Source organism: Methylobacterium sp. E-041 (assembly GCF_022829665.1).
In the GTDB taxonomy this organism is placed as follows: domain Bacteria; phylum Pseudomonadota; class Alphaproteobacteria; order Rhizobiales; family Beijerinckiaceae; genus Methylobacterium.
The window spans coordinates 76,111-98,220 of the sequence record NZ_JAKSYQ010000196.1 but is presented as its reverse complement, the minus strand read 5'-3'; the positions used below and the strand labels follow the sequence as shown (position 1 = coordinate 98,220).

The following is a 22,110-nucleotide window of genomic DNA, read 5'->3' as shown; positions in this document are numbered from 1 at the left end:
AAGGGCGGCTCCGTGCTGCTCGAGCCGGTGATGAAGGTCGAGGTCGTCTCGCCGGAGGAGTATACCGGCTCGGTGATCGGCGATCTCAACTCCCGCCGCGGCCAGATCCAGGGCCAGGACATGCGCGGCAACGCGAACGTCGTCAACGCCATGGTGCCGCTCTCTGGCATGATCGGATATGATCGACGGCTGCACTCGCTGGCTGGCGGTCGCGCTACGGTGGCCATGAGCTTCAGTCACTATGCTCCGGCATCATCGCCTGGTTGGGATCCATCCCCTCCGGCGGCGCCAGCGATGGCGTTGCGAGCATAAGGCTCGATTCGAGCGGCGCACGGCGATTGCGCCCTCGTCATGACGATAATGGTCGGTGCTGATGCCGCCCGGCAGCCAGACCGTCGGTCGGGGCCGACGCCGAACACGGCACCGTGACGCTTCTCCACTGCGAGCACCGGAAGGGCGAGAAGGCCTCGGCCAACGCGATCGCCTCGGATCTTCGCTTGGACGGGAACCGTCGCGTACCGGGACAAGCTGGACGGCGAAGCGGCGATGGCGCCTACCGTGCCGGGCCAATGACGTCGTCCGGCAGATCATGCAGATGGTCCGGGAAGCGGCCGTCCCTCAGGAAGGCGCCCGTCGCCTCAAACACGTCCGGATGGTTCATCAGCAGCGTATGCGCGGCATCCACGACAATCCAGTCGTGCGGTCCGGCGATGCGCGTGCGGGCGAGACCGACCAAGCCGTCGTGCGGGCCAGCAATGACACGTCCCGTGAACGGCAACCAAGCCCGCGTGCCGGCGATGATCCCGATCGAACAGGGTGGGATCGGCAGCTTGTCGGGCACGCCTGATCTCAGGTCGGCGAGTGCCGGACCAAGCATCGCCCGCGCGAGACGATACCGGAACAGGTGATCGGCCACTTCGCTGCCTCTGTTCGGCGGCGCCAACATCACGATAGCCCGAGAGTCATTCGGATCCGTCGCGAGGCAGCGCGCCACGAGTCCGCCCATCGAGTGGGTGACGAACGCGATGGCTCGACCGGTACGCTGCCGGAAAGCCTCGACCACAGGCTCGAGGCCCGTCGCACACGCATGAACCCCGCGGCTCTGCGAAGGATAGCCCGGGATGAGCGTTTGATGGCCCAGCGCTTCGAGGCGCCGCGCCAGCCGGGCCATGCTCCTCGGCGTCCGCCCAAGCCCGTGAAGCAGCACGATGGGGGTCAGTGACGACATCGCATCGCCTCGATCACCGCTCCTCGATTGCCAACCCGAATTGAATGCGGCGCCGGACCGGCCCGTGCGCGGATGACAGGCATACCCCGCCCGGCCCTCGATTCTGCGCCCGAGAGCGTTTAACGCGGCGTCAAACGACGCGCGAACGCTCGAGGCTCCCCGATGATCTCCTCCCCCCTGATGACCGTGATGGTCGATGCCGTGCGCAAGGCCTCGCGGGGGCTGCGGCGCGACTACGGCGAGATCGAGAACCTCCAGGTCTCGCGAAAAGGCCCCGGCGACTTCGTCTCGGCGGCCGACCGCAAGGCCGAGGAGGTGCTGCGCGACGCGCTGACGAAGGCGCGGCCGGGCTACGGCATGGTTCTCGAGGAATCCGGCATCGTCGAGGGCACCGACAAGAGCCACGTCTGGCACGTCGATCCGCTCGACGGCACCTCGAACTTCCTGCACGGCATCCCGCACTTCGCGATCTCGGTCGGGCTCGAGCGCGAGGGCCAGGTGGTCGCCGGCGTGATCTACGATCCGGTCAAGGACGAGCTGTTCGTGGCCGAGCGCGGCAAGGGCGCCTACCTCAACAACCGGCGCCTGCGCGTCTCGGGCCGGGTCGACATGGCCGACGCGCTGAGCGCCTACGGCACGCCCTATCTCGGCCGCGGCAACCATCCCCGCCTGCTGCGCGAGGTCGCCGCGGTGATGGCGGTCTCCGGCGGCACCCGCCGGATGGGCTCGGCGGCCCTCGACCTCGCCTACGTCGCCTGCGGCCGCCTCGACCTGTACTGGGAGCGCGACCTGCAGACCTGGGACATCGCCGCCGGCATCATCCTGGTGCGCGAGGCCGGCGGCTTCGTCACCTCGGCCGACGGCGCCTCGGAGCCCCTCGCCGTGAAGTCGGTGGCCTGCGGCAACGAGGGCCTGCACCGGGAGCTCGTCGCGATCCTGCGCAAGGTCAACGGCTGAGCGCCGAACTGGCCAGGGTGCGCGCCATCTGCTCTAAGCCGCCGATCACCACGAGGAAGGCCCGCCCGGCATGGAACGCCGCCACATCGCCCTGAAGGAATCGATCCGCTCGATCCCCGACTATCCGAAGCCCGGCATCGTGTTCCGGGACATCACCACGCTGCTCAGCGACCCGCGCGCCTTCCGCCGGGCGGTGGACGCTCTGGTGCATCCGTTCGCGGGCGGGCGGATCGATCAGGTCGCCGGCATCGAGGCGCGCGGCTTCATCCTCGGCGGGGCGGTCGCGCACCAGCTCTCGGCGGGCTTCGTGCCGGTCCGCAAGAAGGGCAAGCTGCCCCACAAGACGGTGTCGATCGCCTACACCCTCGAATACGGCACCGACGAGCTGGAGATCCACGTCGACGCGATCAAGCCGGGCGACCGGGTGCTGCTCGTGGACGACCTGATCGCCACCGGCGGGACCGCGACCGCGGCGGTGAACCTGCTCCGCCAGATCGGGGCCGAGGTGGTGGCCGCCTGCTTCGTGATCGACCTGCCCGAGATCGGCGGTGCGCAGAAGCTGCGCGACCTCGACGTGCCGGTGCGGACCCTGATGGAATTCGAGGGCCACTGACGCGCGCGGCGGCATCGGAGGCCCGCCAAAACGTTGACTCGGTAAATCCCATCCGCCATAAGCCGCGCAGTCGCGATGGCGCTCTGTTCGGGCGCCGTCCGCACGTGCATTCACAATTCAAAGACGCGTGAAGGTCGGGTGCGGCGTCAGCCGCCCGCGAGCGCGCCTCGACCTTTGGAGGCTTGAAGAGCCATGAAAAGAACCTACCAGCCGAGCCGCCTCGTCCGGAAGCGCCGTCACGGTTTCCGCGCCCGCATGGCGACCGCCGGCGGCCGCAAGGTCATCGCCCGTCGTCGCGCGCACGGCCGCAAGAAGCTCTCGGCCTGAGCGTGACCGTCGCGCCGCCCATCGCGGCGCGGAGGGTGCCCGAGGCGTGAGCGAGGCCGAGCTTCCCATGCCTATGACCGACTTGCCTGCGATCGATTTGCCGACGACGGATCTGCCGACGACGGATCGTGCGGCGATCGCGCGGCTGAGGCGGCGGCCGGACTTCCTGGCGGCGGCCGACGGGCGCCGCTTCCACACCGAGCGCCTGACGGCGCAGGGTCGCGTGCGCGAGGCGGGCGAGACCCGGGACGGCGAATCGATCGCCGGGCTCCATCTCGGCTTCACGATCACCAAGCGGGTCGGCCATGCCACCGAGCGCAACCGCATCCGCCGGCGCCTTCGCGCCGCGGTCGCCGAACTCGGGCCCGAGTTCGCCGCGGTCGCGGCCGACGTCGTGCTGATCGCCCGTCGCCCGGCGATCGACGCCGCGTTCGACATCCTCAAAGACGACCTGCGCCGGGCGATCCCCGCGGTGGCCAAGCCCCGCGGGCCGAGCGAGCGCGCCCGTCCGTCGCGCTCCGGCAAGCCGGGATCCGCGAAGGGCCGCGGCAAGGGGCAGGCGCCATCCCGGGAAGCGACGCCCCAAAGATCCGATCGCGCAGCGGCACCAGCCCGTGCGCCCTCAGCAACCTCGAACGCGTGCGACGGTGGCCCCGATGGGCAATGACAAGACGAATATGTTCGTGGCCATCGCCCTGTCGCTGGTCGTGCTGCTCGGGTGGAACTACTTCGTCGCCGCGCCGCGGGTCGAGCAGCAGCGCCAGGCCAACATCCAGAACCAGGCGGCCCAGCAGAGCCCCGGCGTGACGCCGGACGGCGTGCCCTCGCCGAGCCCGAAGGAGGGCGGCCCGGCCGCCCCCGTCGCCGGCACGCTGCCCAACGCCGCCACCGGCCCGATCGGCCGCACCGAGGCGCTCGCCCGCTCGCCGCGCATCAAGGTCGAGACCCCGGCGCTGGCCGGGTCGATCGCGCTCAAGGGCGGCCGCATCGACGACATCGCGCTGAAGAACTACCACGAGACCGTGGACGACAAGAGCCCGGAGATCGTGCTGCTGTCGCCGGCCGGGACGGAAGCGCCGTACTACGCCGAGTTCGGCTGGGTCGGCGCCGCCGCGGGCCCGCTTCCGACCAACGATACCGTCTGGACCGCCGACGGCCAGACGCTGGGCGTGAACATGCCGGTGACGCTGTCGTGGGACAACGGCGCGGGGCTGGTGTTCAAGCGCATCCTCGCCGTCGACGACAAGTACATGTTCACGGTCCGCGACGAGGTCGAGAACAAGGGCGCGAACGCCGTCACGCTCTATCCCTACAGCCTCGTCTCGCGCTGGGGTAAGCCGCACACCCAGGGCTACTACGTGCTGCACGAGGGCATGATCGGCGTGCTCGGCGGCGACGGCCTGCAGGAATACACCTACGACCACCTCGCCAAGGAGCCGGCCTACGGCGGGGCCGCCACCAAGGGCAAGGCCTGGGCGAACGTCACCGGCGGCTTCGTCGGCATCACCGACAAGTACTGGGCCGCAGCAGCGATCCCCGACCAGACGATGTCCTATACCGGCGCGTTCACCGAGCGCACCGACGGCGCGACCAAGATCTACCAGGCGAGCGTGCGCGGCGACGGCCGCAGCATCGAGCCGGGCGCCACCGCCTCGACCACCCAGCGCCTGTTCGCCGGCGCCAAGGAGGTCAACACGATCAACGGCTACGAGAAGAACCTCGGCATCAAGCAGTTCGACCTGATGATCGACTGGGGCTGGTTCCACTTCATCACCAAGCCGATGTTCCGGGCACTGGACTTCTTCTTTCACCTCTTCGGCAATTTCGGCGTCGCGATCCTGATCGTGACCTTCTGCCTCAAGCTGCTGTTCCTGCCGATCGCCAACCGCTCCTACGTCTCCATGGCCAAGATGAAGGCCGTGCAGCCCGAGATGACCTCCATCCGGGAGCGGTACAAAGACGATAAGATGAAGCAGCAACAGGCGATGATGGAGCTGTACAAGAAGGAGAAGATCAACCCCGTCGCCGGCTGCTGGCCGGTGCTGGTGCAGATCCCGGTCTTCTTCGCGCTGTACAAGGTCCTGTTCATCACCATCGAGATGCGTCACGCGCCGTTCTTCGGCTGGATCCAGGACCTCGCCGCGCCCGATCCGACCAGCATCGTCAACCTGTTCGGCCTGCTGCCCTTCGCCGCGCCGGACTTCGTCCATCTCGGCATCTGGCCGATCATCATGGGCGTGACGATGTTCGTGCAGATGAAGATGAACCCCGCCCCGCCGGACCCGGTGCAGGCGCAGATCTTCACCTTCATGCCGATCGTGTTCACCTTCATGCTCGGCTCGTTCCCGGCCGGCCTGGTGATCTACTGGGCCTGGAACAACACTCTCTCGGTAACGCAGCAATACGTCATCATGCGCCGCAACGGCGTGAAGGTGGAGTTGTGGGACAACCTGCGGAACACGTTCAAGCGCGGCGGCAAGACCGCGCCTGCGAAGAGCTGACGTGACACAGCAGGAGCAGGAAGATGCGGCGCTCGCCGAGAGCGGCCGCCTGCTGTTCGCGGGTGCGGCCGACTTCGTCGCGGCGGCGCCCTCGCTCGGGACGCTGCCGGCGATGGACGGCGTCGAGATCGCCTTCGCCGGCCGCTCGAACGTCGGCAAGTCGAGCCTCGTCAACGCGCTGACCGGGCGCAACACGCTGGCCCGCACCTCGCACACGCCGGGGCGGACCCAGCAGCTCAACTTCTTCCGGATCGGCGAGCGCCTGACGCTGGTCGACATGCCGGGCTACGGCTACGCCGCGGTCGGCAAGGAGAAGGTCGAGGCCTGGACCGACCTGATCCACGCCTACCTCAAGGGCCGCGCCAACCTCGCGCGGGTCTTCATGCTGATCGATTCCCGCCATGGGCTGAAGGGCATCGACACCGACGTGCTCGACGGGCTCGACAAGGCCGCCGTGAGCTACCAGATCGTGCTGACCAAGGGCGACGCCCTGAAGAAGTCCGAGATCGACGCGCGCATCGCCGGCATCCAGGCCGCGCTCGCCCGGCGTCCGGCGGCCTATCCGCAGATCCTGCTGACCTCGAGCCGCGACGACCGCGGCGTGCCCGAGCTGCGCGCCGCCGTGGCCCGGCTGATGGCCGAGCGCGGCGCCTGATGCTTGCCGTCAAGGATCGGGCCCTCGTCGCCCTGGCCTGCCTCGCCGGCGGGCTCGGCGTCGCAGCCAGCGCCGCAGCCGCCCACATCCCGGGGGCGGACAGCCTCAAGACCGCGGCGCAGTTCCTGCTGTTCCATGCCCCCGCGATCCTGGCCCTCGCCGGACTCGCCACCGCCGGCCTGACCCATGCGATCGCCACCCGGATCGCAGCCTGGGCGCTTGTGCTGGGCCTCGCGCTGTTCTCCGGTGACCTCGCGCTCCGCGCGCTTGCCGGGCAGCCGCTGTTCCCGATGGCCGCGCCGTCGGGCGGCATCCTGTTGATGGCGGGCTGGACCCTGGGGGCGATCGCGGCGTTCATCCCGGCCAGGCGTTGAGCCCCTGCCGGGACAGGCGCGGCTTCGACGACCGCTCTCTACGCCAACGGTGACGACGAGGCCCGATGTCGGGATCCGAGAAACAGAAGATGCTCGCGGGCGAGCTCTACCGCGCGGGCGATCCCGAGCTTCGTCGGGATGCCGCCGCCAACATGGCGTGGCTCGCGCACTACAACACCACGCTGGCGCTGCCGTCGGCCGAGCGGCACGCGCTGCTGGCCGCCCATCTCGGCGGCGTCGGCCCGAAGGCGGTGATCCGGCCGCCATTCCATTGCGACTACGGCTACAACATCACGCTCGGCCCGGAGGCGTTCCTCAACTTCGGCTGCGTGATCCTCGACGTGGTCGCGGTGACGATCGGTGCGTGCACGCAGATCGGGCCGGGCGTCCAGATCCTCACCGCGGACCACCCGCGCGATCCCGAGGCGCGCCGGTCCGGCCTCGAGTTCGGTCGCCCGATCGCGATCGGCGCCAACGTCTGGATCGGCGGGGCCGCCCTGATCCTGCCGGGCGTGACGGTGGGCGACGACGCGATCGTCGGTGCCGGCGCCGTCGTGACGCGGGACGTGCCGGCCGGCGCGACGGTGGTCGGCAACCCGGCGCGGGTCGTGGCTCCCCGATGATCGAGGGTTTGGGACGACTCGGCCGATCGCTTCGCATGGCGCAGGTCGGAGCCGGTCAGTCCGCCCGGACCTGCAAAAACGTCAGCGCCGGCCCCTGCGCATCCGAGAACACGCCCGCGGTCAACGCTCCGCCATAGACGGCGCCCGTGTCGAGGTTGGTCCGGAACGGGCGAACCTCCGGGTTGCCGCCGGTCTGCGGCGTGTGGCCGTGGACGACGTGGCGGCCGAAATCGTGATCCTCGGCGAGGAACGGCTCGCGGATCCAGAGGCGGTCCTGCACCTCGGCGGTCTCCGGGTCGGACCCCGGCCTGAAGCCGGCATGGACGAACCAGCGGCGGGCATCCGCATGCACCGTCTGCAGCCCTTCGATCCAGTCGAGCACGTCGCCGGGGATCGCGGCCGCCTCGTCCACGCCGAACGAGGCCAGCGTCTCCGCGCCGCCGTTGCGCAGCCACAGCGCGTCGGCTCCCGGGGTCGTCAGTGCGGAGAGCAGCATCGCCTCGTGGTTGCCCATCAGGCAGGCGACGCGCCCGGGATCGCTCCAGTGCAGGCGGCTGACCGTCCGCAGCACCCGCGCGCTGTCCGGGCCACGGTCGATGTAGTCGCCCAGGAAGACGAGGCGATAGGGCTCGCCCGCCGCATGGGCCTCGATGCGGGCGAGCAGGGCGTCGAGCAGGTCGGCGCAGCCGTGGATGTCGCCGATGGCGTAGGTCAGCATGTCAGCCGGATCGTTCCGTCGGTGGAAGGCCAGAAGCGCCGCGGACGGCGCGCGCGTCGCCGACGGCCAGAATGCATGGTTTGCCGCCCCGCACCACTCCGCCTGCCGGCGTCGCATTTCTCTCAACGCTGGGGTCGCGGATGTCACGAAGCTCCCGATGTCATGGGCTTCTCAATAACCATGATGTCGTGCGATAACCATGATGTCGTGCGATGTGATTGCGGTTTCGATTCGGAGACTCAAGATGAAACGCGTAATTGCATTTCTTCTGGCGACTTTTTACCTTGGCGTGTCTTCACATATCGCCTACGCACAATTTCTGGCTGACCAGGAGCGCGTCGTCGCGTCCGGCCAGAGCCAGAAGATCGGTTGGCGCATTTACCTCGATCCGGCCTGCCACTCGATGGGCGCCGGGTCGCTCGGCCTCATCGATCCGCCGCGGCTCGGCAGCGTCACGGTCCGTCAGGGACGGGAATATCCGAGCTTCGGCTTCTACAATCCGCGATCGCTGTGCAACACGCGGAAGGTGCCGGCGACGCAGCTGATCTACAGCACCGCCCCGGGAACGGTCGGTGAGGACAGCTTCACGGTCGAGTACATCGGGCCGCTCGGCAATCCGTTGCGGCAGCGATACCACGTCGTCGTGCGCTGAGCGCAGCGTTTCACGAGAACTGCGGCGCACCGGTTCGAAACCGGTGCGCCGCGCGAGGTCAGTTCAGCGTCACGTTGGCCGGCCGCCGCCGCGGCGCTGTCGCGGTGCCGGCGATGACGAGGCCGTCCGGCCCCACCGCCACCGGCACGCTCTCGCCGTCGTGGATCTTGCCCGACAGCAGCAGCTCCGCCAGCGGGTCCTGCACCGTCTTCTGGATCACCCGCTTCAACGGCCGCGCCCCGTAGGCCGGGTCGTAGCCGCGGTCGGCGAGCCAGGCGCGCGCCTCAGCATCGACGTCGAGGACGATCTTGCGCTCCTCCAGCAGCTTCTGGAGGCGGACGAGCTGGATGTCGACGATGGCGCCCATCTCCGCCCGCTTGAGCCGGTGGAACAGGATGATCTCGTCGATCCGGTTCAGGAACTCCGGCCGGAAGTGGCTTCGCACCACGCCCATCACGTCGTCCCGCACCGCGTCGGTGTCCTCGCCCTCGCTCTGCGCCACCAGATACTCGGCCCCGAGGTTCGAGGTCATGATCAGCAGCGTGTTGCGGAAGTCGACCGTCCGCCCCTGCCCGTCGGTCAGGCGCCCGTCGTCGAGAACCTGCAGCAGGACGTTGAAGACGTCCGGATGCGCCTTCTCGATTTCGTCGAACAGCACGACCTGATACGGCCGGCGCCGCACCGCCTCGGTCAGCGCGCCGCCCTCCTCGTAGCCGACATAGCCGGGGGGCGCGCCGATCAGCCGGGCCACGGAGTGCTTCTCCATGTATTCCGACATGTCGATGCGCACCAAAGCGGTGTCGTCGTCGAACAGGAAGCTGGCGAGCGCCTTGGTCAGCTCGGTCTTGCCGACGCCGGTCGGCCCGAGGAACATGAACGAGCCGATCGGCCGGTTCGGGTCCTGCAGGCCGGCGCGCGCGCGGCGCACCGCGGTCGAGACCGCTTCCACCGCTTCGCGCTGGCCGACGACGCGCCTGCCGATCGCGTCCTCCATCGCGAGCAGCTTGTCGCGCTCGCCCTCCAGCATCTTGTCCACCGGCACGCCGGTCCAGCGCGAGACCACGCCCGCGATGTGGGCCGGCGTCACCGCCTCCTCGACCATGCCGTCGCGCGCGACCGCGCTCTCGGCCGCGGCCTCGATCTCGGCGAGCCGCTTCTCCAGCCCCGGGATCACGCCGTAGGCAAGCTCGCCCGCGCGCTGGTACTGGCCCTGGCGCTGGGCGGAGGCCAGCTCGTTGCGCGCCTCGTCGAGCTTCTTCTTGAGCTCGGCGGCGGCGCCGAGCTTGTCCTTCTCCGCCTTCCAGCGCGAGGTAATGGTGGCGGACTGCTCCTCGAGGTCGGCAAGCTCCTTCTCGAGCCGGGCCAGACGGTCGCGGGAGGCCGAATCGGTCTCCTTCTTCAGCGCCTCGCCCTCGATCTTCAGGCGCACGATCTCGCGGTCGAGGTTGTCCAGCTCCTCGGGCTTCGAATCGACCTGCATGCGCAGGCGCGAGCCGGCCTCGTCCATGAGGTCGATCGCCTTGTCGGGCAGGAAGCGGTCGGTGATGTAGCGGTTCGACAGCGTCGCGGCCGCGACCAAGGCGGAATCCTGGATGCGGACGCCGTGGTGCTGCTCGTACTTCTCCTTGATCCCGCGCAGGATCGAGACCGTATCCTCCACGGTGGGCTCCGAGACGAAGACCGGCTGGAAGCGGCGGGCCAGCGCCGCATCCTTCTCGACATGCTTGCGGTACTCGTCGAGCGTGGTCGCGCCGACGCAGTGCAGCTCGCCGCGGGCCAGCGCCGGCTTCAGCAGGTTCGAGGCGTCCATCGCCCCATCGGCCTTTCCGGCGCCGACCAGGGTGTGCATCTCGTCGATGAACAGGATGATGCCGCCCGCGGCCGCGGTGACTTCGGACAGCACGGCCTTCAGCCGCTCCTCGAACTCGCCGCGGAACTTCGCCCCGGCGATGAGCGCGCCGAGGTCGAGGGCGAGAAGGCTCTTCTCCTTCAGGCTCTCGGGCACGTCGCCGTTGACGATGCGCAGGGCCAGCCCCTCCACGATCGCCGTCTTGCCGACGCCGGGCTCGCCGATGAGGACCGGATTGTTCTTGGTGCGCCGGGACAGGACCTGGATCGTGCGGCGGATCTCCTCGTCGCGGCCGATCACCGGGTCGAGCTTGCCCTCGCGCGCGGCTTCGGTGAGGTCGCGGGCGTACTTCTTCAGGGCGTCGTAGGCGTTCTCGGCCGAAGCGTTGTCGGCCGTCCGGCCCTTGCGCAGGGCGTTGATCGCGCCGTTGAGCGAAGCCGGCGTCACGCCGGCGGAGACGAGCGCCTTGCCGGCCTCGGTGTCCTTCTCGACGGCGAGCGCGAGCAGGAGGCGCTCCACGGTGACGTAGGAATCGCCGGCCTTCTCGGCAGCCTTCTCGGCGGTGTCGAACAGGCGCATCAGGTCGCGCGTCGCCTGCGGCTGGCTCGCGTTGCCGGAGACCTTCGGCTGCTTGGCGAGCCACGCCTCGATCTGCGCCAGGGCGACGCGCGACTGGCCGCCGGCCCGGTCGATCAGGCCCGCGCACAGGCCCTCGGGATCGTCGAGCAGCACCTTGAGCAGGTGGCCCGGCTGCAATTGGGGATGGCCCTCGCGCATCGCGAGGTTCTGCGCAGCCTGGACGAAGCCGCGGGCGCGCTCGGTGTATTTCTCGAAATTCATGCGTTCTTGTTTCCTACCGCTTCGGCCTCCGCCGCCCTGGAAGGCGCGATGTCGGCCCGAGACGCCGCCTCCCGACGAGGAACCGCCGCGGAAGGCCCCGGCGCCGATGGCCGCCGGTATCGAGGATGTGGTGTTGCAATTGCGCACCACAAGAGGGGGCAGACCCCTTGCATCGATGTGAAGATCCGGGCCACGGTGCCGGCATGACCGCGACGCTCTCCGCCCTCTACCGCTACCCCGTGAAGGGGTTCAGCCCCGAGCCGCTGGAACGGGCGGACCTCGAGACGTCGGGCAACTTCCCGGGCGATCGGCTCTACGCGGTCGAGAACGGCGATTCGGGCTTCGACCCGAACGCACCGCGTCATCAGCCCAAGACGAAGTACCTGATGCTGATGCGCGACGAGGCGCTGGCGCGCCTGCGCACCCGCTACGACGACGCCACCGCGACGCTCACCATCGAGGCCGAAGGCGAGACCGTCAAGGCCAAGCTCGACACCGAAGAGGGCCGGGCGACGCTTGAGGACCTGTTGCGACGCCTGCTGCCCCACGCCCTGCGCGGCGCGCCGCGAGTGCTGGCGGCGGCGGCGCAGACCGGATACCGCTTCACCGATTCCAGGATCGGCTTCGTTTCGCTGATCAACCTTGCCAGCGTGCGCGCGATCGAGGATTACGTCGGCGCGCCCGTCGATCCGCTGCGCTTTCGCGGCAACCTCTTCGTGGAAGGGCTCGCCCCCTGGGCCGAGCTGGAGATGGTCGGCCGCGTGCTCGAGGCGCCGAGCGGGCTGCGCCTCAAGCTGACCCAGCGCACCGTGCGCTGCGCGGCGACCAACGTCGACCCGGTCAGCGGCGTGCGCGACCTCGACATCCCCTGGGCGATCGACGCGCGTCTCGGCCACCGCGATTGCGGCGTCTATGCCGAGGTGATCGCCGGCGGGACCCTCGCGGTCGGTGACACCCTGACGGCGGTCGGCTGAGCCGCGCTCAGGACGCCCGGCGCACGACGACCACCGGGTCGGCTTCGGTACGCCGATGCTCGCACGAGACCTTGAGGTAGCGATGGTCGCCGCCGGGCAGCCCGGCCGCGGCGGCCATGGTCTGGGCGTGCATGATGCACTCCATCGGCGTGCGCGCCGGCGAGACGATCACGTCGAGCGCGGTCTCGCGGGAGCAATCCTGGGCCAGCAGCGTCCCGGCGCAGACGAGGGCAACGGACAACAATTCGGACATGACGGACCCCGTGTTCGAGCGATCGACAGGTCCGCGGGGTGCTCAGGCGTTCGAGCCACCGCGTGTTTCTTGTCCGGGCGTTCCTCGTCGTGACGTTTCTCTTGATGACGCTGTGGGGTTTGCAGATGTCGTGCCAGCTCGGCGAGGCCGGCCGCACCTGTGATCTTGCTGCATCAGCCCCGCGCGGCGAGCCAGACCGGCTCGGGCTCGGGGATCGGCATCAGCGCCGCGACCGCGTCGAGATCGACGATGTAGTTGTGGGTCAGCAGGCGCCACATCTCGGCCGGAGAGGCGGCCTCGCCCTTCAGGCCATCGACCGCCCGCGCGAGCAGGCCGGTATGGGTGAGGGTGGGGCGGGTCAGGAGCGGGTCGGAATGGAGCATCGTCGGCGGTCCCTGGAAGATCTCGTCAACGTTGCAGGTCGTGGTTAAAGGACCGTAAAGCCGACAATCCTCGAATGCTCGGGACAGCCGATCGCCATCGCGTTCGCCGAGGTTCGGAAGCACTCTTCGTCACCGAAAACCGATCGCCCAACCCTGGACTTGCTGATCGACGATCTACAGTCGCTCGATTCAGATTGCGTTGCTTGTCTCGATCACTGAAACGGAAAACGCCCGGGCTTCGAACCCGGGCGTTTGGTCTCGATCGATCGGATCGTCAGCTGCGCTTGGCCAGGAGCTGCTCGATCAGCGAGCCGCCCTTCTCGATGGCGGCGAGCTCCTCGGCGACCGCGGCGACCGTCTCGCGGATCTGCTCGGGCGTGTGCTCCGAGGTCATGAAGAAGCGCAGGCGCGAGGCGCGCTCGGGCACGGCCGGGTGGATGATCGGCTGCACGTTGATCCCGCGCTTGTACAGCCGATCGGACAACGTCACCGACTTCAGCGAATCGCCGACGATCACCGGGATCACCGCGAGCCCCATGCTGGTCCCGGTATCGAGCCCGCGCTTCTTCGCGCAGGCGAGGAACAGGGCGCCGTTCTGGCGCAGGCGCTCGACCCGCTCCGGCTCGTCGTGCATCACCGCGAGCGCGGCCTCGGCGGCGGCCGCGAGCGGCGGGGACATGCCGACGCTGTAGACGAAGCCGCCGGCCGTGCACTTCAGGTACTCGATCAGCGTCGAGGCGCCGCAGATGTAGCCGCCGCAGGCCGAGAGCGTCTTCGAGAAGGTGCCCATCCAGATGTCGACCCGCTTCGGGTCGATGCCGGCATGCTCGAACAGCCCGGCGCCGGTACGGCCGAGCACGCCGAGCCCGTGGGCGTCGTCGACCATCAGCCAGGCGTTGTAGCGCTCCTTGAGGGCGATGAAGCCGGCGAGGTCCGGCGCGTCGCCGTCCATGCTGTAGAGGCCCTCGATCACGATCAGGGCCCGGCGGTGCTCGTGCCGGGTCGCCTGAAGCAGGGTTTCGAGCGCGTCGAGGTCGTTGTGGGCGAAGGAGCGGCGCTGGGCGCCGGACAGCTGCGCGCCGGTGACGATGCTGTTGTGGATCAGGTTGTCGTGGAAGATCACGTCGCCCGGCTCGAGCAGCGCCCCGATCGTCGTGACGTTGGTGGCGTGCCCGCTCACCATCACCACGCAGGCCTCGGTCTGGTAATGCGCGGCCAGCGCCTTCTCCAGGCTGAGGTGGCCCGGCCGCTCGCCGGCCACGACGCGGCTCGCCGACGACGAGGTGCCGAACTCGGCGATCGCCGCGCGGGCGGCATCCGAGATGCGCGGGTGGCCGTTGAGGCCGAGGTAGTCATAGGACGAGAAGTTGACGAAGGACCGCCCGGCGATGCGGGTGGTCGCGCCGGCCTTGGTCTCGTGGACGTGGAAGAACGGGTTGTCGAGGCCGATCAGCTCGGCGGCCGAGCGCTGCAGCCGCAGCTCGCGGTAGCCGGGCAGGCTCGCGAAATCCTGCACCGAGGGATCGCCGACCTTCTCCGGCGCGCGGAGTGCGGTCGGCCGGGGCGCGTTGCGTCCCAGCCGGTTCGTCACGAAGCCCGCGAGCGCGGCGCGCCCCCCATCCGGCCGTGGCGATTGCGTCATGACAGGATCTCTTTGCTCTCGAGGCTCTTCTTCTCGACGAGATCCTGGAACGGCTGGAGCACCGCCGCATCGACCTCGCTGCCGACGTGCCTCGAAGCGAGGCTCAGGGCGACCCCGGCGGCCTCGTCCATCGGCGCCGAAACCGCCTGAATTAAGGACTCCGACAGCTCGTTGACGGTCATCCCCGACGACAGGCCCGCCGGCGGCGAATCGAGGCCGAAGCGCTCCTGCAGGCTGGCGCCGAGCTCGACGCCCATCAGCGAGTCGAGGCCGATCTCGGAGAGCTGGCGCACGCGGCTGATGTCGTCCTTCGGCAGGCGCAGGATGCGGGCAATGTCCTCGACGATCGCGTCGGACACGGTCTTGCGCACCGCGTCGATGTCGTTGCCCTTGAGCAGCGTGCCGATGCTGATCGCGGCGACCGCGCCGGCCTCCATCTGCTGGTCGGAGCCGAGGTCGTCGTAGCTCGGCGAGCGCATGGTCGCGAGGCGCTCGCGCGTCTTGCCCCAATGCATCGAGGCGATGGCGAGCACCGCGTCGTCGGGCGCCGAGCCCTGGACGCCCAGCGCATCGGCCATGAGGTCGAGGCAGCGGCGGGCCTCCATCGGCGTCACGCCGACGCGGCCGGCAAGCCCCTCCATCACCGTCTTGTTGCGGGCGAGCATGCCGACGTCGCCGATCGCGCCCCAGGCGACGGCCAGCGCCGGCAGCCCCCGGCGGCGGCGCTGGCGCGCCAGCCCCTCCATGAAGCCGTTGGCCGCGACGTAGGCGCCCTGGCCGGGATTGCCGATGAAGGTCGTGGCCGAGGAGAACACCACGAAGTAGTCGAGCTCACGGTCGCGCGTCGCGGCGTCGAGGTTCTGGGCGCCGATCACCTTGGGGCCGATCACCGCGTCGAGCGCGGCGGCGTCCAGGTTGGCGATCAGCCCGTCCTGCAGCACGGCGGCCGCATGGATCACGCCGGCGAGCTTGCGGCCCGACGCCTCGATCCCGGCGAGCAATGCATCCACCGCGACGCGGTTGGTGATGTCGCACGGCGTGGCCGCGACCGTCACGCCGCGGGCGGTCAGGTCGGCGACGACGGCCTTGGCCTCGTCGGACTCGGCGCCCTTGCGGCCGACGAGGAGAAGGTTCTTCGCGCCGCGGTCGGCGAGCCAGCGGGCCGCCACGCCACCGAAGCCGCCGAGGCCGCCGGTGATCAGGTGGACGCCGTCGGTCGAGACCGTGAAGGGCGTGTTGCGGGCGGTGAGCACGCGGCCGGGCTTCGGCGGCGCGATCACGATCTTTCCGACGTGTCCCGATTGCTGCATCAGCCGGAACGCGTCCGAGGTCTCGTCGGCGGTGAACGGCTGGTAGGGCAGGGGCTTGAGGCCGCCGTCGTTGAACAGCGCCATCACCTCGCGGAACATCCGTGCGCCGTCGTCGCCCTGGTGCTGCAGCACCTGGTCGAGGTCGACGCCGAAGTAGCTCAGGTTCCGCCGGAACGGACGCAGGCCGATATGGGTGTTGGCGACGTAGTCGCGCTTGCCCAGCTCGATGAACCGGCCGAACGGCTTCAGCGCGTTGAGCGAGCGCTCCATCGCCTCGCCGAACAGGCTGTTCAGGACCACGTCGACGCCGGTGCCGGTGAGCGCGCGGATATCGTCGACGAAGGCGAGCGAGCGCGAGTCGAGCACGTGCTCGGCGCCGAGCGCCTTGACCAGCGCGCGCTTCTCGCGCGAGCCGGCGGTGGCGATGACGCGGGCGCCCTTGAGCTTGGCGATCTGCAGGGCGGCGAGGCCGACGCCGCCGGCACCGCCGTGGACCAGCACCCATTCGCCGCGGCGCAGCCGGGCGCAGGAGACCAGCCCGTAATAGGCGGTGAGGAAGGCGACCGGCACGGTCGCCGCCGCCATCGGATCGAGGCCGGCGGGCGACGGCGCGACGACCAGCTCGGGCACGACGATGTGGGTCGAGAAGCCGGACTGCGCGAAGGCCACGACCGGATCGCCGACCTTGAAGGCCTGGACGCCGGCACCGACCGCGACGACGCGGCCGGCGCATTCGAGGCCGAGGCGGGGGCCGGCGAAGCCGTCCTCCAGGATCTCCTCGGGCAGCATCGAGAGCGCCCAGAGCACGTCGCGGAAGTTCAGGCCGGTCGCCTCGACGGCGATCTCAACCTCGCCGGTACCCGGCGCGCGGCGGATCGCCGGCCCCCAGACCATCTCGTTGAGGCCGCCGGTGTTGCTGCGCTCCAGGCGGGCGGCCTCGGCCGGCACCGCCTCGGGATCGATCCGCCTGAGCGTGTGACCGGGACGGAAGCGGATCACCCGGGTGCGGTCGTCGTCCAGGACGATCTCGGTCTCTTGCGTGCCCGAGAGGATCAGGTCGCGCAGGCGCTCGGCCGCGCGCTTCGAGCCGATCTCGGGGGCGAGGTCGATGCGGCGCACGTCGAGCGTCGCGATCTCGTTGGCCAGCGTGCGCGAGAACGCCCAAACCCCGGCCTCGACGGACGCGGCCTGCCCGCCGCCGTCGCGGGTCGCACCGGGCGAGACCACCCAGAGCTTGGTCTGACGCGCGCCGAGATGCTCGGTGCAGCGCTTCAGGCTGAGGCAGCGTTCGCGCAGCCGCGCCGCGGCATCGCCGCCGCGGGTGAAGGCGCCGGCCAGGAACACCACCGTGTCCGGGGTCTCGCGCTCCAGCTCCAGCAGCGAGGCCTCGGAGTCGAGGATGATCGAGACGTGCACGCCGGCGGCGACGAGCAGGGTCGCGAGCGACGAGGCGGTCTCGGCGGCGAACTCGTCGTCCGAGCCGATGACGAAGGCGAAGGTCTGCGCGGCGGCCTTGCCGGGTCGGGGCGGCGCTTCGGCGACGAGCAGGAGGTCGTCGCCGTTGACCGAGGCGGCGCGGTCGACCGCGACGCTGACGAGGCCGGTGGCGCTGAGGGTGCGCTGCCAGCCCGGGATGTCGTCGAGGCGGCCGACCGGCATGTCGCCGAACCCGGCCTCGAACCAGCCGGGGATCAGGCCGAAGACGAGGTCGCGGAACAGCGAGGCGCCGGGCTCGACCGCGAGCAGCAGGCCGCCGGTGGCGAGCGCGTTGGCCAGCCGCTGCGGCAGGTCGCGTTCGCCGCGATGCAACGCGCCGCTGGCCAGGATCAGGTCGAAGCCGGCGGCCGGAAGGTCCTCGGCGGCCTCGATCACCGCGACGCCGCGGGGGAGGGCGAGGCGAGCGCGCTCCGCAAGGCGCCGGTCGGTGTCGAACACCGTGAGGCGCGCCTCGGCGGATTCGGCGAAGGCTGCGACCTGGGCGGACAACGGCCCGAAGCCGACCTGGAGCAGGCGAAGCGCCCGGTCCTTCGGCAGCAAGCCGCCGCAGGCCTCGGCGATCCCGGCGACGACGTCGGCCGAGGCGCGGGCGGTGGCGCTGCGCAGGGTGAACGCGTCGAGCGCATTCTGCGGCAGGCTCGGAGCCTCGGTGAGAGTGCCGGCGAGCAGGCGATCGACCAGGGCGCCGACATCGGCCAGCAGGACCAGCTCGGCCGACAGCTCGGGATGGTCGGCCGCGATCCAGCGCATGATCTCGGTCGGCGCCGGCAGCGCGTCGCCGTCGCCGAGACGCCAGAGGTCGCCATCCTGCTCGGCGAGCCCGCTGCTTTCCAGGGCGTAGAGCGCGTTGACGAGCCACGGGCGCATCTCGTCCGGGACGCGCGCGTCGATCGCGACGGTGGCGCCCTGCTTCAGGCCGGAGGCGAGGCGGTAGGCGAGCGAGGTCGCCCAGCCCTCGAGCAGGAGATGCCCGGGCGAGAGCGGGGCGCCGGATGCGGCGCGGGCAGCCTTGGCGGCCGGCTTCAGCAGCGCGGCGATGCTCGACCGGCGGTCCATCGCGATCGCGGTCGGCTCGGTCGCGAGTTCCGCCGCTTGCGTGATCGCGTAGGCGGCGAGGTCGCCGCCGCCCTTGGCGCGCAGCGCCTGGAAGCGGCCCTCGCGGATGGTGGCGACGACCTCGCCCTCGGCGTCGAGGATGGTGAAGTCGGCCAGGATCGAGCGCTCGTTGCAGCGTCGGGTCCGGATGACGGCCCGCGCGATCGCGGCGCCGGGGCGCAGCAGCCGGACCTCGCCGAAGCGCACCGGGATGTAGGCCTTGCCGGCATTCTCGCCGAGCAGGTCGGCGAACAGCAGGATCAGCCCGTGGAAGCAGGCGTCGAGCCGGGCCGGCACGAGGCCGTAGCGCGGGTCGGCCTCGGCGGGAACGAGGTCGGAGACGATGGTGACGTCGTCGATCCGAGCGCTCGCCGCGACCTGGCGGAAGCTCGGGCCGAAGCCGAGCCCGGCCGCCTCGGCGCGCAGGTAGAGCTCGTCGCCGGTGAGCACGTCCTCGGACGGCATCTCGACGTCGGGCCGCACCGGCGGCGCGAAGGTGCCTTCGACGATCTTGGCCGAGGCATGCAGCTGCCACGGCGACGGGGTGAGCCGCGGGCGGCTCAGGACCTGAACCGCGTTGCCGGAGCCCGACATCCGCACCGCGACCTCGCGCAGGGCCTCCTCGCCGAACACCATCGGGGAGTGGATCTCGAACTCGGCGAGCACGACGTGGTCGCTGCGCAGGGCCTCGCGCACGGCGGCCAGGGCCATCTCGACGAAGCCGGCGCCCGGCATGATCGCCTGGCCCTCGATGCGGTGGTCGTCGAGCTCGGGGATCGTGGCGATGTCGGCGAAGCCGTGCCATTCCAGGCCGTCGACCTGGACGCGCGAGCCGATGAGCGGGTGGTACACGCGCGGGGTCGCCGCACCCAGGCTTTCAGTGGTGTCGCCGAGGCGGAAGGGGCGGCGCTGCCAGGGATAGGCCGGCAGGTTCAGGGCGCCGGCCGGCGCGTCGCCGAAGACGGTCCGCTCGTCCACGGCCGCGCCCTGGACCAGGGCGGCCGCCAGCGCGCGGGCGATCGGATCGCCGCCGCTGGCCTTCTTGTGCATCACGCCGACGGTGGCGTTGTCGATGCCGAGCGGCTCGATCGCGTCGCCGATATGCGACATCAGCGTCGCGCGCGGGCCGACCTCGACGAAGATGCGGGCGCCCTGGCGGGTCGCCTCCTGCACCGCCTCGCAGAAGCGCACCGGCTCGCGGATGTTGCGCCACCAGTAGGTGCCGCCGAACTGGCCGCCGTCGAGCACCGCGCCGGTCACCGTCGAGACCATCGCGGTGGTTCCGGGCGACGGCTTCAGGCCGGCGAGGTCGCGCAGCAGCGGCTTCTCGGTCGGGTCCATGAACCGGCCGTGGAAGGCGTAGTCGAGGTCGAGCTTGCGCCCGCGCCGGCGCTTGCGCGACAGCGCCTTGAGCGCGGCGTCGATCGCGGCGACGGGCCCGGCCACGGTGACGGCCTTGGGGCTGTTGTAGGCGGCGATGTCGAGGGTCGGGTAATCCTCGAGGAAGCCCTCGACCTCCTCGGCCGGCATCAGCAGCACCGCCATGGTGCCCTGGCCGCGCGTCGTCTCCTGATGATGGCTGCGGTAGAAGATGACCCTCACCGCCTGCTCGAGGCTGAGGATCCCGGCAGCCTCCGCCGCGGCGATCTCGCCGACGCTGTGACCGAGCACGAATTTCGGCGCGAGGCCGGCCGCGCGGAGGGCGGTGGTCGAGGCGCTCTGGATCGCGAAGATCAGCGGCTGCGAGACGCTGGTCAGTGCCAGGCGCTCGTCGAGGTCCTCGGCGTCCAAAGCCGCCTTGAGCGACCATTTCGAGTAGGCGGCGAACAGCGTGTCGATCCGGTCGAAGGCCGCGCGGAACACCGCGTTCTCGGCATAGGCCTCGCGGCCCATGCCGGCCCACTGGCTGCCGTTGCCGGAATAGACGAAGGCGACGTCGGCCGCCCGGTCGATCGCGGTGCCGGTGAGCGCGACGGCCGAGTCCTCGGCCTCGCCGACGGCACGGAGCTCGGCGGCGATGTCGGCCTTGCCGTCGAGGGTGATCGCGAGGCGGGACGACAGGCGCTCCCGACGATGCGCGGCGCCGGCCGCGATCCGATCGGCCTCGGCAGGGCCCGCGGCGTCGAAGCGGTCGGCATAGTCGAGGGCGAGCTCGTTGAGGGCGGCGCGGCTCTGGGCCGAGAGCAGCAGCACCTCGGGCGCGCGGGCCGCGGAGGCCGGCGCGGCCACCGGGGCCGGATCGGTCAGCACGACGTGGGCGTTGGTGCCGCCGAAGCCGAAGGAGTTCACGCCGGCGAAGCGCTGACGCGCGCCGCGTGGAATCGCCAGCGCCGTCTGCACCACGTGCAGGTTCATCTCGGCGAAGGGGATGTCGGGGTTGAGCTCGGCCGAGTGCAGCGACGGCGGCACCAGGTCGTGCTCGAGGGCGAGGCTCGCCTTGAGCAGGCCGGCGAGGCCGGAGACCGGCTCGGTGTGCCCGATGTTGGTCTTGATCGAGCCGATCGGCAGCGGGCTTTTGCGGCCCTTGCCGATCTTGCCGCCGATGGCGGAGGCCTCGATCGGGTCGCCCACCGGCGTGCCGGTGCCGTGGGCCTCCATGAAGGCCATATCGTCGAGGTCGATCTCGGCCTCGCGGTAGACCTGCTCCAGCAGCGCGCCCTGCGCGTAGCCCGACGGCAGCGAGATGCCGGTGGTGCGCCCGTCCGAGTTGACGCCGGACGCGGCGATCACGCCGCGCACGGTCGAGCCCCCGCGCCGCGCGGCCTCCGCCGATTGCAGCACGAGCACCACGCCGCCCTCCGAGCGGACGTAGCCGTCGGCGGAGGCCGAGAAGGCCTGGCACAGCCCGGTGCGCGACAGCATCTGCGCATTGGAGAAGCAGATGAAGTTGAAGGGGCTCGCCAGCACGTTGACGCCGGCCACGACCGCGGTGTCGACGCGGCCGGACCGGATCGCGGCGACCGCGTTGTCGAGGGCGACCAGGGAGGACGAGCAGGCGGTGTCGACGGTGAAGCTCGGACCCTTGAGGTCGAAGATGTACGAGATCCGGTTCGACAGGATCGAGAGTGTGTTGCCGGTCGCCGCGTAGGCGTCGCCCGACGGCACGTCGAGGATGCGCAGGTTGCCGTAATCGAGCGACGAGGCGCCGACGTACACGCCGATCGGGCTGCCGGCGACGCTCGAGGGGCGCATGCCCGCATCTTCCAGCGCCTCCCAAGTCAGCTCGAGCAGGAGCCGCTGCTGCGGATCCATCTGCTCGGCCTCGCGCGGCGAGATGCCGAACACCGCCGGGTCGAACGACCAGATGTCGTCGAGGACGCCGGCGGCCCAGGTGTAGCTCTTGCCGCGCTCCTGCGCCCGCGGATGCCCGAAGCGGTCCAGGGACCAGCGGTCCCCGGGAATGCGGCCGACGGCGCAGCGCGCCTCCGTCAGGAGCTGCCAGAGACCGTCGACGCTCGGCGCGCCGGGGAGCCGGCAGGCGCGACCGACGATCGCGATGTCAGTACGTTGTGTCACGTTTGATTCGCACACGCTCGTTAACGGAAAAACGGTTCAGTCGCCGGCAAGACAGCCCCCGGGCCGATGCTTAGTATGGCGCTAAATCGCTGTCCAACCTGAG

The 22,110-nt window shown here is 70.3% G+C and carries 17 protein-coding genes and 1 pseudogene; 11 read left to right on the top strand and 7 right to left on the bottom strand.

Features of this window, described 5'->3' with window-relative positions; translation table 11 throughout:
• Positions 1-312 (top strand): annotated as a pseudogene (locus tag MKK70_RS19110) (hypothetical protein); the annotation flags it as partial.
• Positions 313-553: 241 nt separating this feature from the next.
• Here MKK70_RS19110 and MKK70_RS19105 read toward each other — a convergent pair.
• Entirely contained in the window at positions 554-1,228 is a 675-nt protein-coding gene (locus MKK70_RS19105) for an alpha/beta fold hydrolase (RefSeq protein WP_243949359.1), read from the bottom strand.
• A gap of 162 nt (positions 1,229-1,390) precedes the next feature.
• Here MKK70_RS19105 and MKK70_RS19100 point away from each other — a divergent pair, with 162 nt between their 5' ends.
• The 8 genes from MKK70_RS19100 (at position 1,391) to MKK70_RS19065 (ending at position 7,278) form a co-directional block, all read left to right on the top strand.
• Entirely contained in the window at positions 1,391-2,185 is a 795-nt protein-coding gene (locus MKK70_RS19100; RefSeq protein WP_243949358.1) for an inositol monophosphatase family protein, read from the top strand.
• Between the two features lie 70 nt (positions 2,186-2,255).
• Entirely contained in the window at positions 2,256-2,798 is a 543-nt protein-coding gene (locus MKK70_RS19095; RefSeq protein ID WP_147725873.1) for an adenine phosphoribosyltransferase, read from the top strand.
• A 192-nt stretch (positions 2,799-2,990) separates the two neighbouring features.
• Positions 2,991-3,125, top strand: coding sequence for a 50S ribosomal protein L34 (gene rpmH, locus MKK70_RS19090; RefSeq protein WP_082643292.1), 135 nt, complete (start codon positions 2,991-2,993; stop codon positions 3,123-3,125).
• A 73-nt stretch (positions 3,126-3,198) separates the two neighbouring features.
• Positions 3,199-3,792 (top strand): ribonuclease P protein component, encoded by a 594-nt coding sequence (rnpA, locus tag MKK70_RS19085; protein ID WP_243949357.1) that lies wholly within the window; start codon positions 3,199-3,201, stop codon positions 3,790-3,792.
• Entirely contained in the window at positions 3,782-5,626 is a 1,845-nt protein-coding gene (gene yidC, locus MKK70_RS19080) for a membrane protein insertase YidC (RefSeq protein WP_243949356.1), read from the top strand. Before rnpA ends, yidC begins: the two co-directional genes overlap by 11 nt.
• Before the next feature lies 1 nt (position 5,627).
• Positions 5,628-6,281 (top strand): ribosome biogenesis GTP-binding protein YihA/YsxC, encoded by a 654-nt coding sequence (yihA, locus tag MKK70_RS19075; protein ID WP_147750177.1) that lies wholly within the window; start codon positions 5,628-5,630, stop codon positions 6,279-6,281.
• Positions 6,281-6,655: a DUF423 domain-containing protein gene (locus MKK70_RS19070; protein WP_243949355.1), complete on the top strand. Its 375-nt coding sequence runs from the start codon at positions 6,281-6,283 to the stop codon at positions 6,653-6,655. Before yihA ends, MKK70_RS19070 begins: the two co-directional genes overlap by 1 nt.
• Before the next feature lie 65 nt (positions 6,656-6,720).
• Positions 6,721-7,278, top strand: a complete 558-nt coding sequence (locus MKK70_RS19065) for a sugar O-acetyltransferase (protein WP_243949354.1) — start codon at positions 6,721-6,723, stop codon at positions 7,276-7,278.
• A gap of 55 nt (positions 7,279-7,333) precedes the next feature.
• Here MKK70_RS19065 and MKK70_RS19060 read toward each other — a convergent pair whose 3' ends face one another.
• Positions 7,334-7,996 carry a metallophosphoesterase family protein gene (locus tag MKK70_RS19060; protein WP_243949352.1) on the bottom strand — a complete coding sequence of 221 codons (663 nt, stop codon included), beginning with the start codon at positions 7,994-7,996 and terminating at the stop codon, positions 7,334-7,336.
• A gap of 244 nt (positions 7,997-8,240) precedes the next feature.
• Here MKK70_RS19060 and MKK70_RS19055 point away from each other — a divergent pair, with 244 nt between their 5' ends.
• A complete protein-coding gene (locus MKK70_RS19055) occupies positions 8,241-8,648 on the top strand; it encodes a hypothetical protein (protein ID WP_243949351.1) in 408 nt (135 codons plus the stop codon).
• A 58-nt stretch (positions 8,649-8,706) separates the two neighbouring features.
• Here the strand turns inward: MKK70_RS19055 and clpB are convergent, their stop codons facing one another.
• Complete coding sequence (gene clpB, locus MKK70_RS19050; RefSeq protein WP_147725880.1) at positions 8,707-11,337, bottom strand: ATP-dependent chaperone ClpB; 2,631 nt, start codon at positions 11,335-11,337, stop codon at positions 8,707-8,709.
• A gap of 203 nt (positions 11,338-11,540) precedes the next feature.
• Here clpB and MKK70_RS19045 point away from each other — a divergent pair, with 203 nt between their 5' ends.
• A complete protein-coding gene (locus MKK70_RS19045; protein ID WP_243949349.1) occupies positions 11,541-12,311 on the top strand; it encodes an MOSC domain-containing protein in 771 nt (256 codons plus the stop codon).
• A gap of 7 nt (positions 12,312-12,318) precedes the next feature.
• Here the strand turns inward: MKK70_RS19045 and MKK70_RS19040 are convergent, their stop codons facing one another.
• From MKK70_RS19040 to MKK70_RS19025, 4 genes are all read right to left on the bottom strand, one after another.
• Complete coding sequence (locus MKK70_RS19040; protein ID WP_147725882.1) at positions 12,319-12,564, bottom strand: hypothetical protein; 246 nt, start codon at positions 12,562-12,564, stop codon at positions 12,319-12,321.
• Positions 12,565-12,737: 173 nt separating this feature from the next.
• Positions 12,738-12,947: a hypothetical protein gene (locus tag MKK70_RS19035; protein ID WP_243949347.1), complete on the bottom strand. Its 210-nt coding sequence runs from the start codon at positions 12,945-12,947 to the stop codon at positions 12,738-12,740.
• Between the two features lie 274 nt (positions 12,948-13,221).
• Positions 13,222-14,589 (bottom strand): aminotransferase class I/II-fold pyridoxal phosphate-dependent enzyme, encoded by a 1,368-nt coding sequence (locus MKK70_RS19030; RefSeq protein ID WP_147842541.1) that lies wholly within the window; start codon positions 14,587-14,589, stop codon positions 13,222-13,224.
• Positions 14,586-22,007, bottom strand: a complete 7,422-nt coding sequence (locus tag MKK70_RS19025; protein WP_243949345.1) for a type I polyketide synthase — start codon at positions 22,005-22,007, stop codon at positions 14,586-14,588. The genes MKK70_RS19030 and MKK70_RS19025 overlap by 4 nt, the downstream gene beginning before the upstream one ends.
• Positions 22,008-22,110 lie beyond the last annotated feature (103 nt).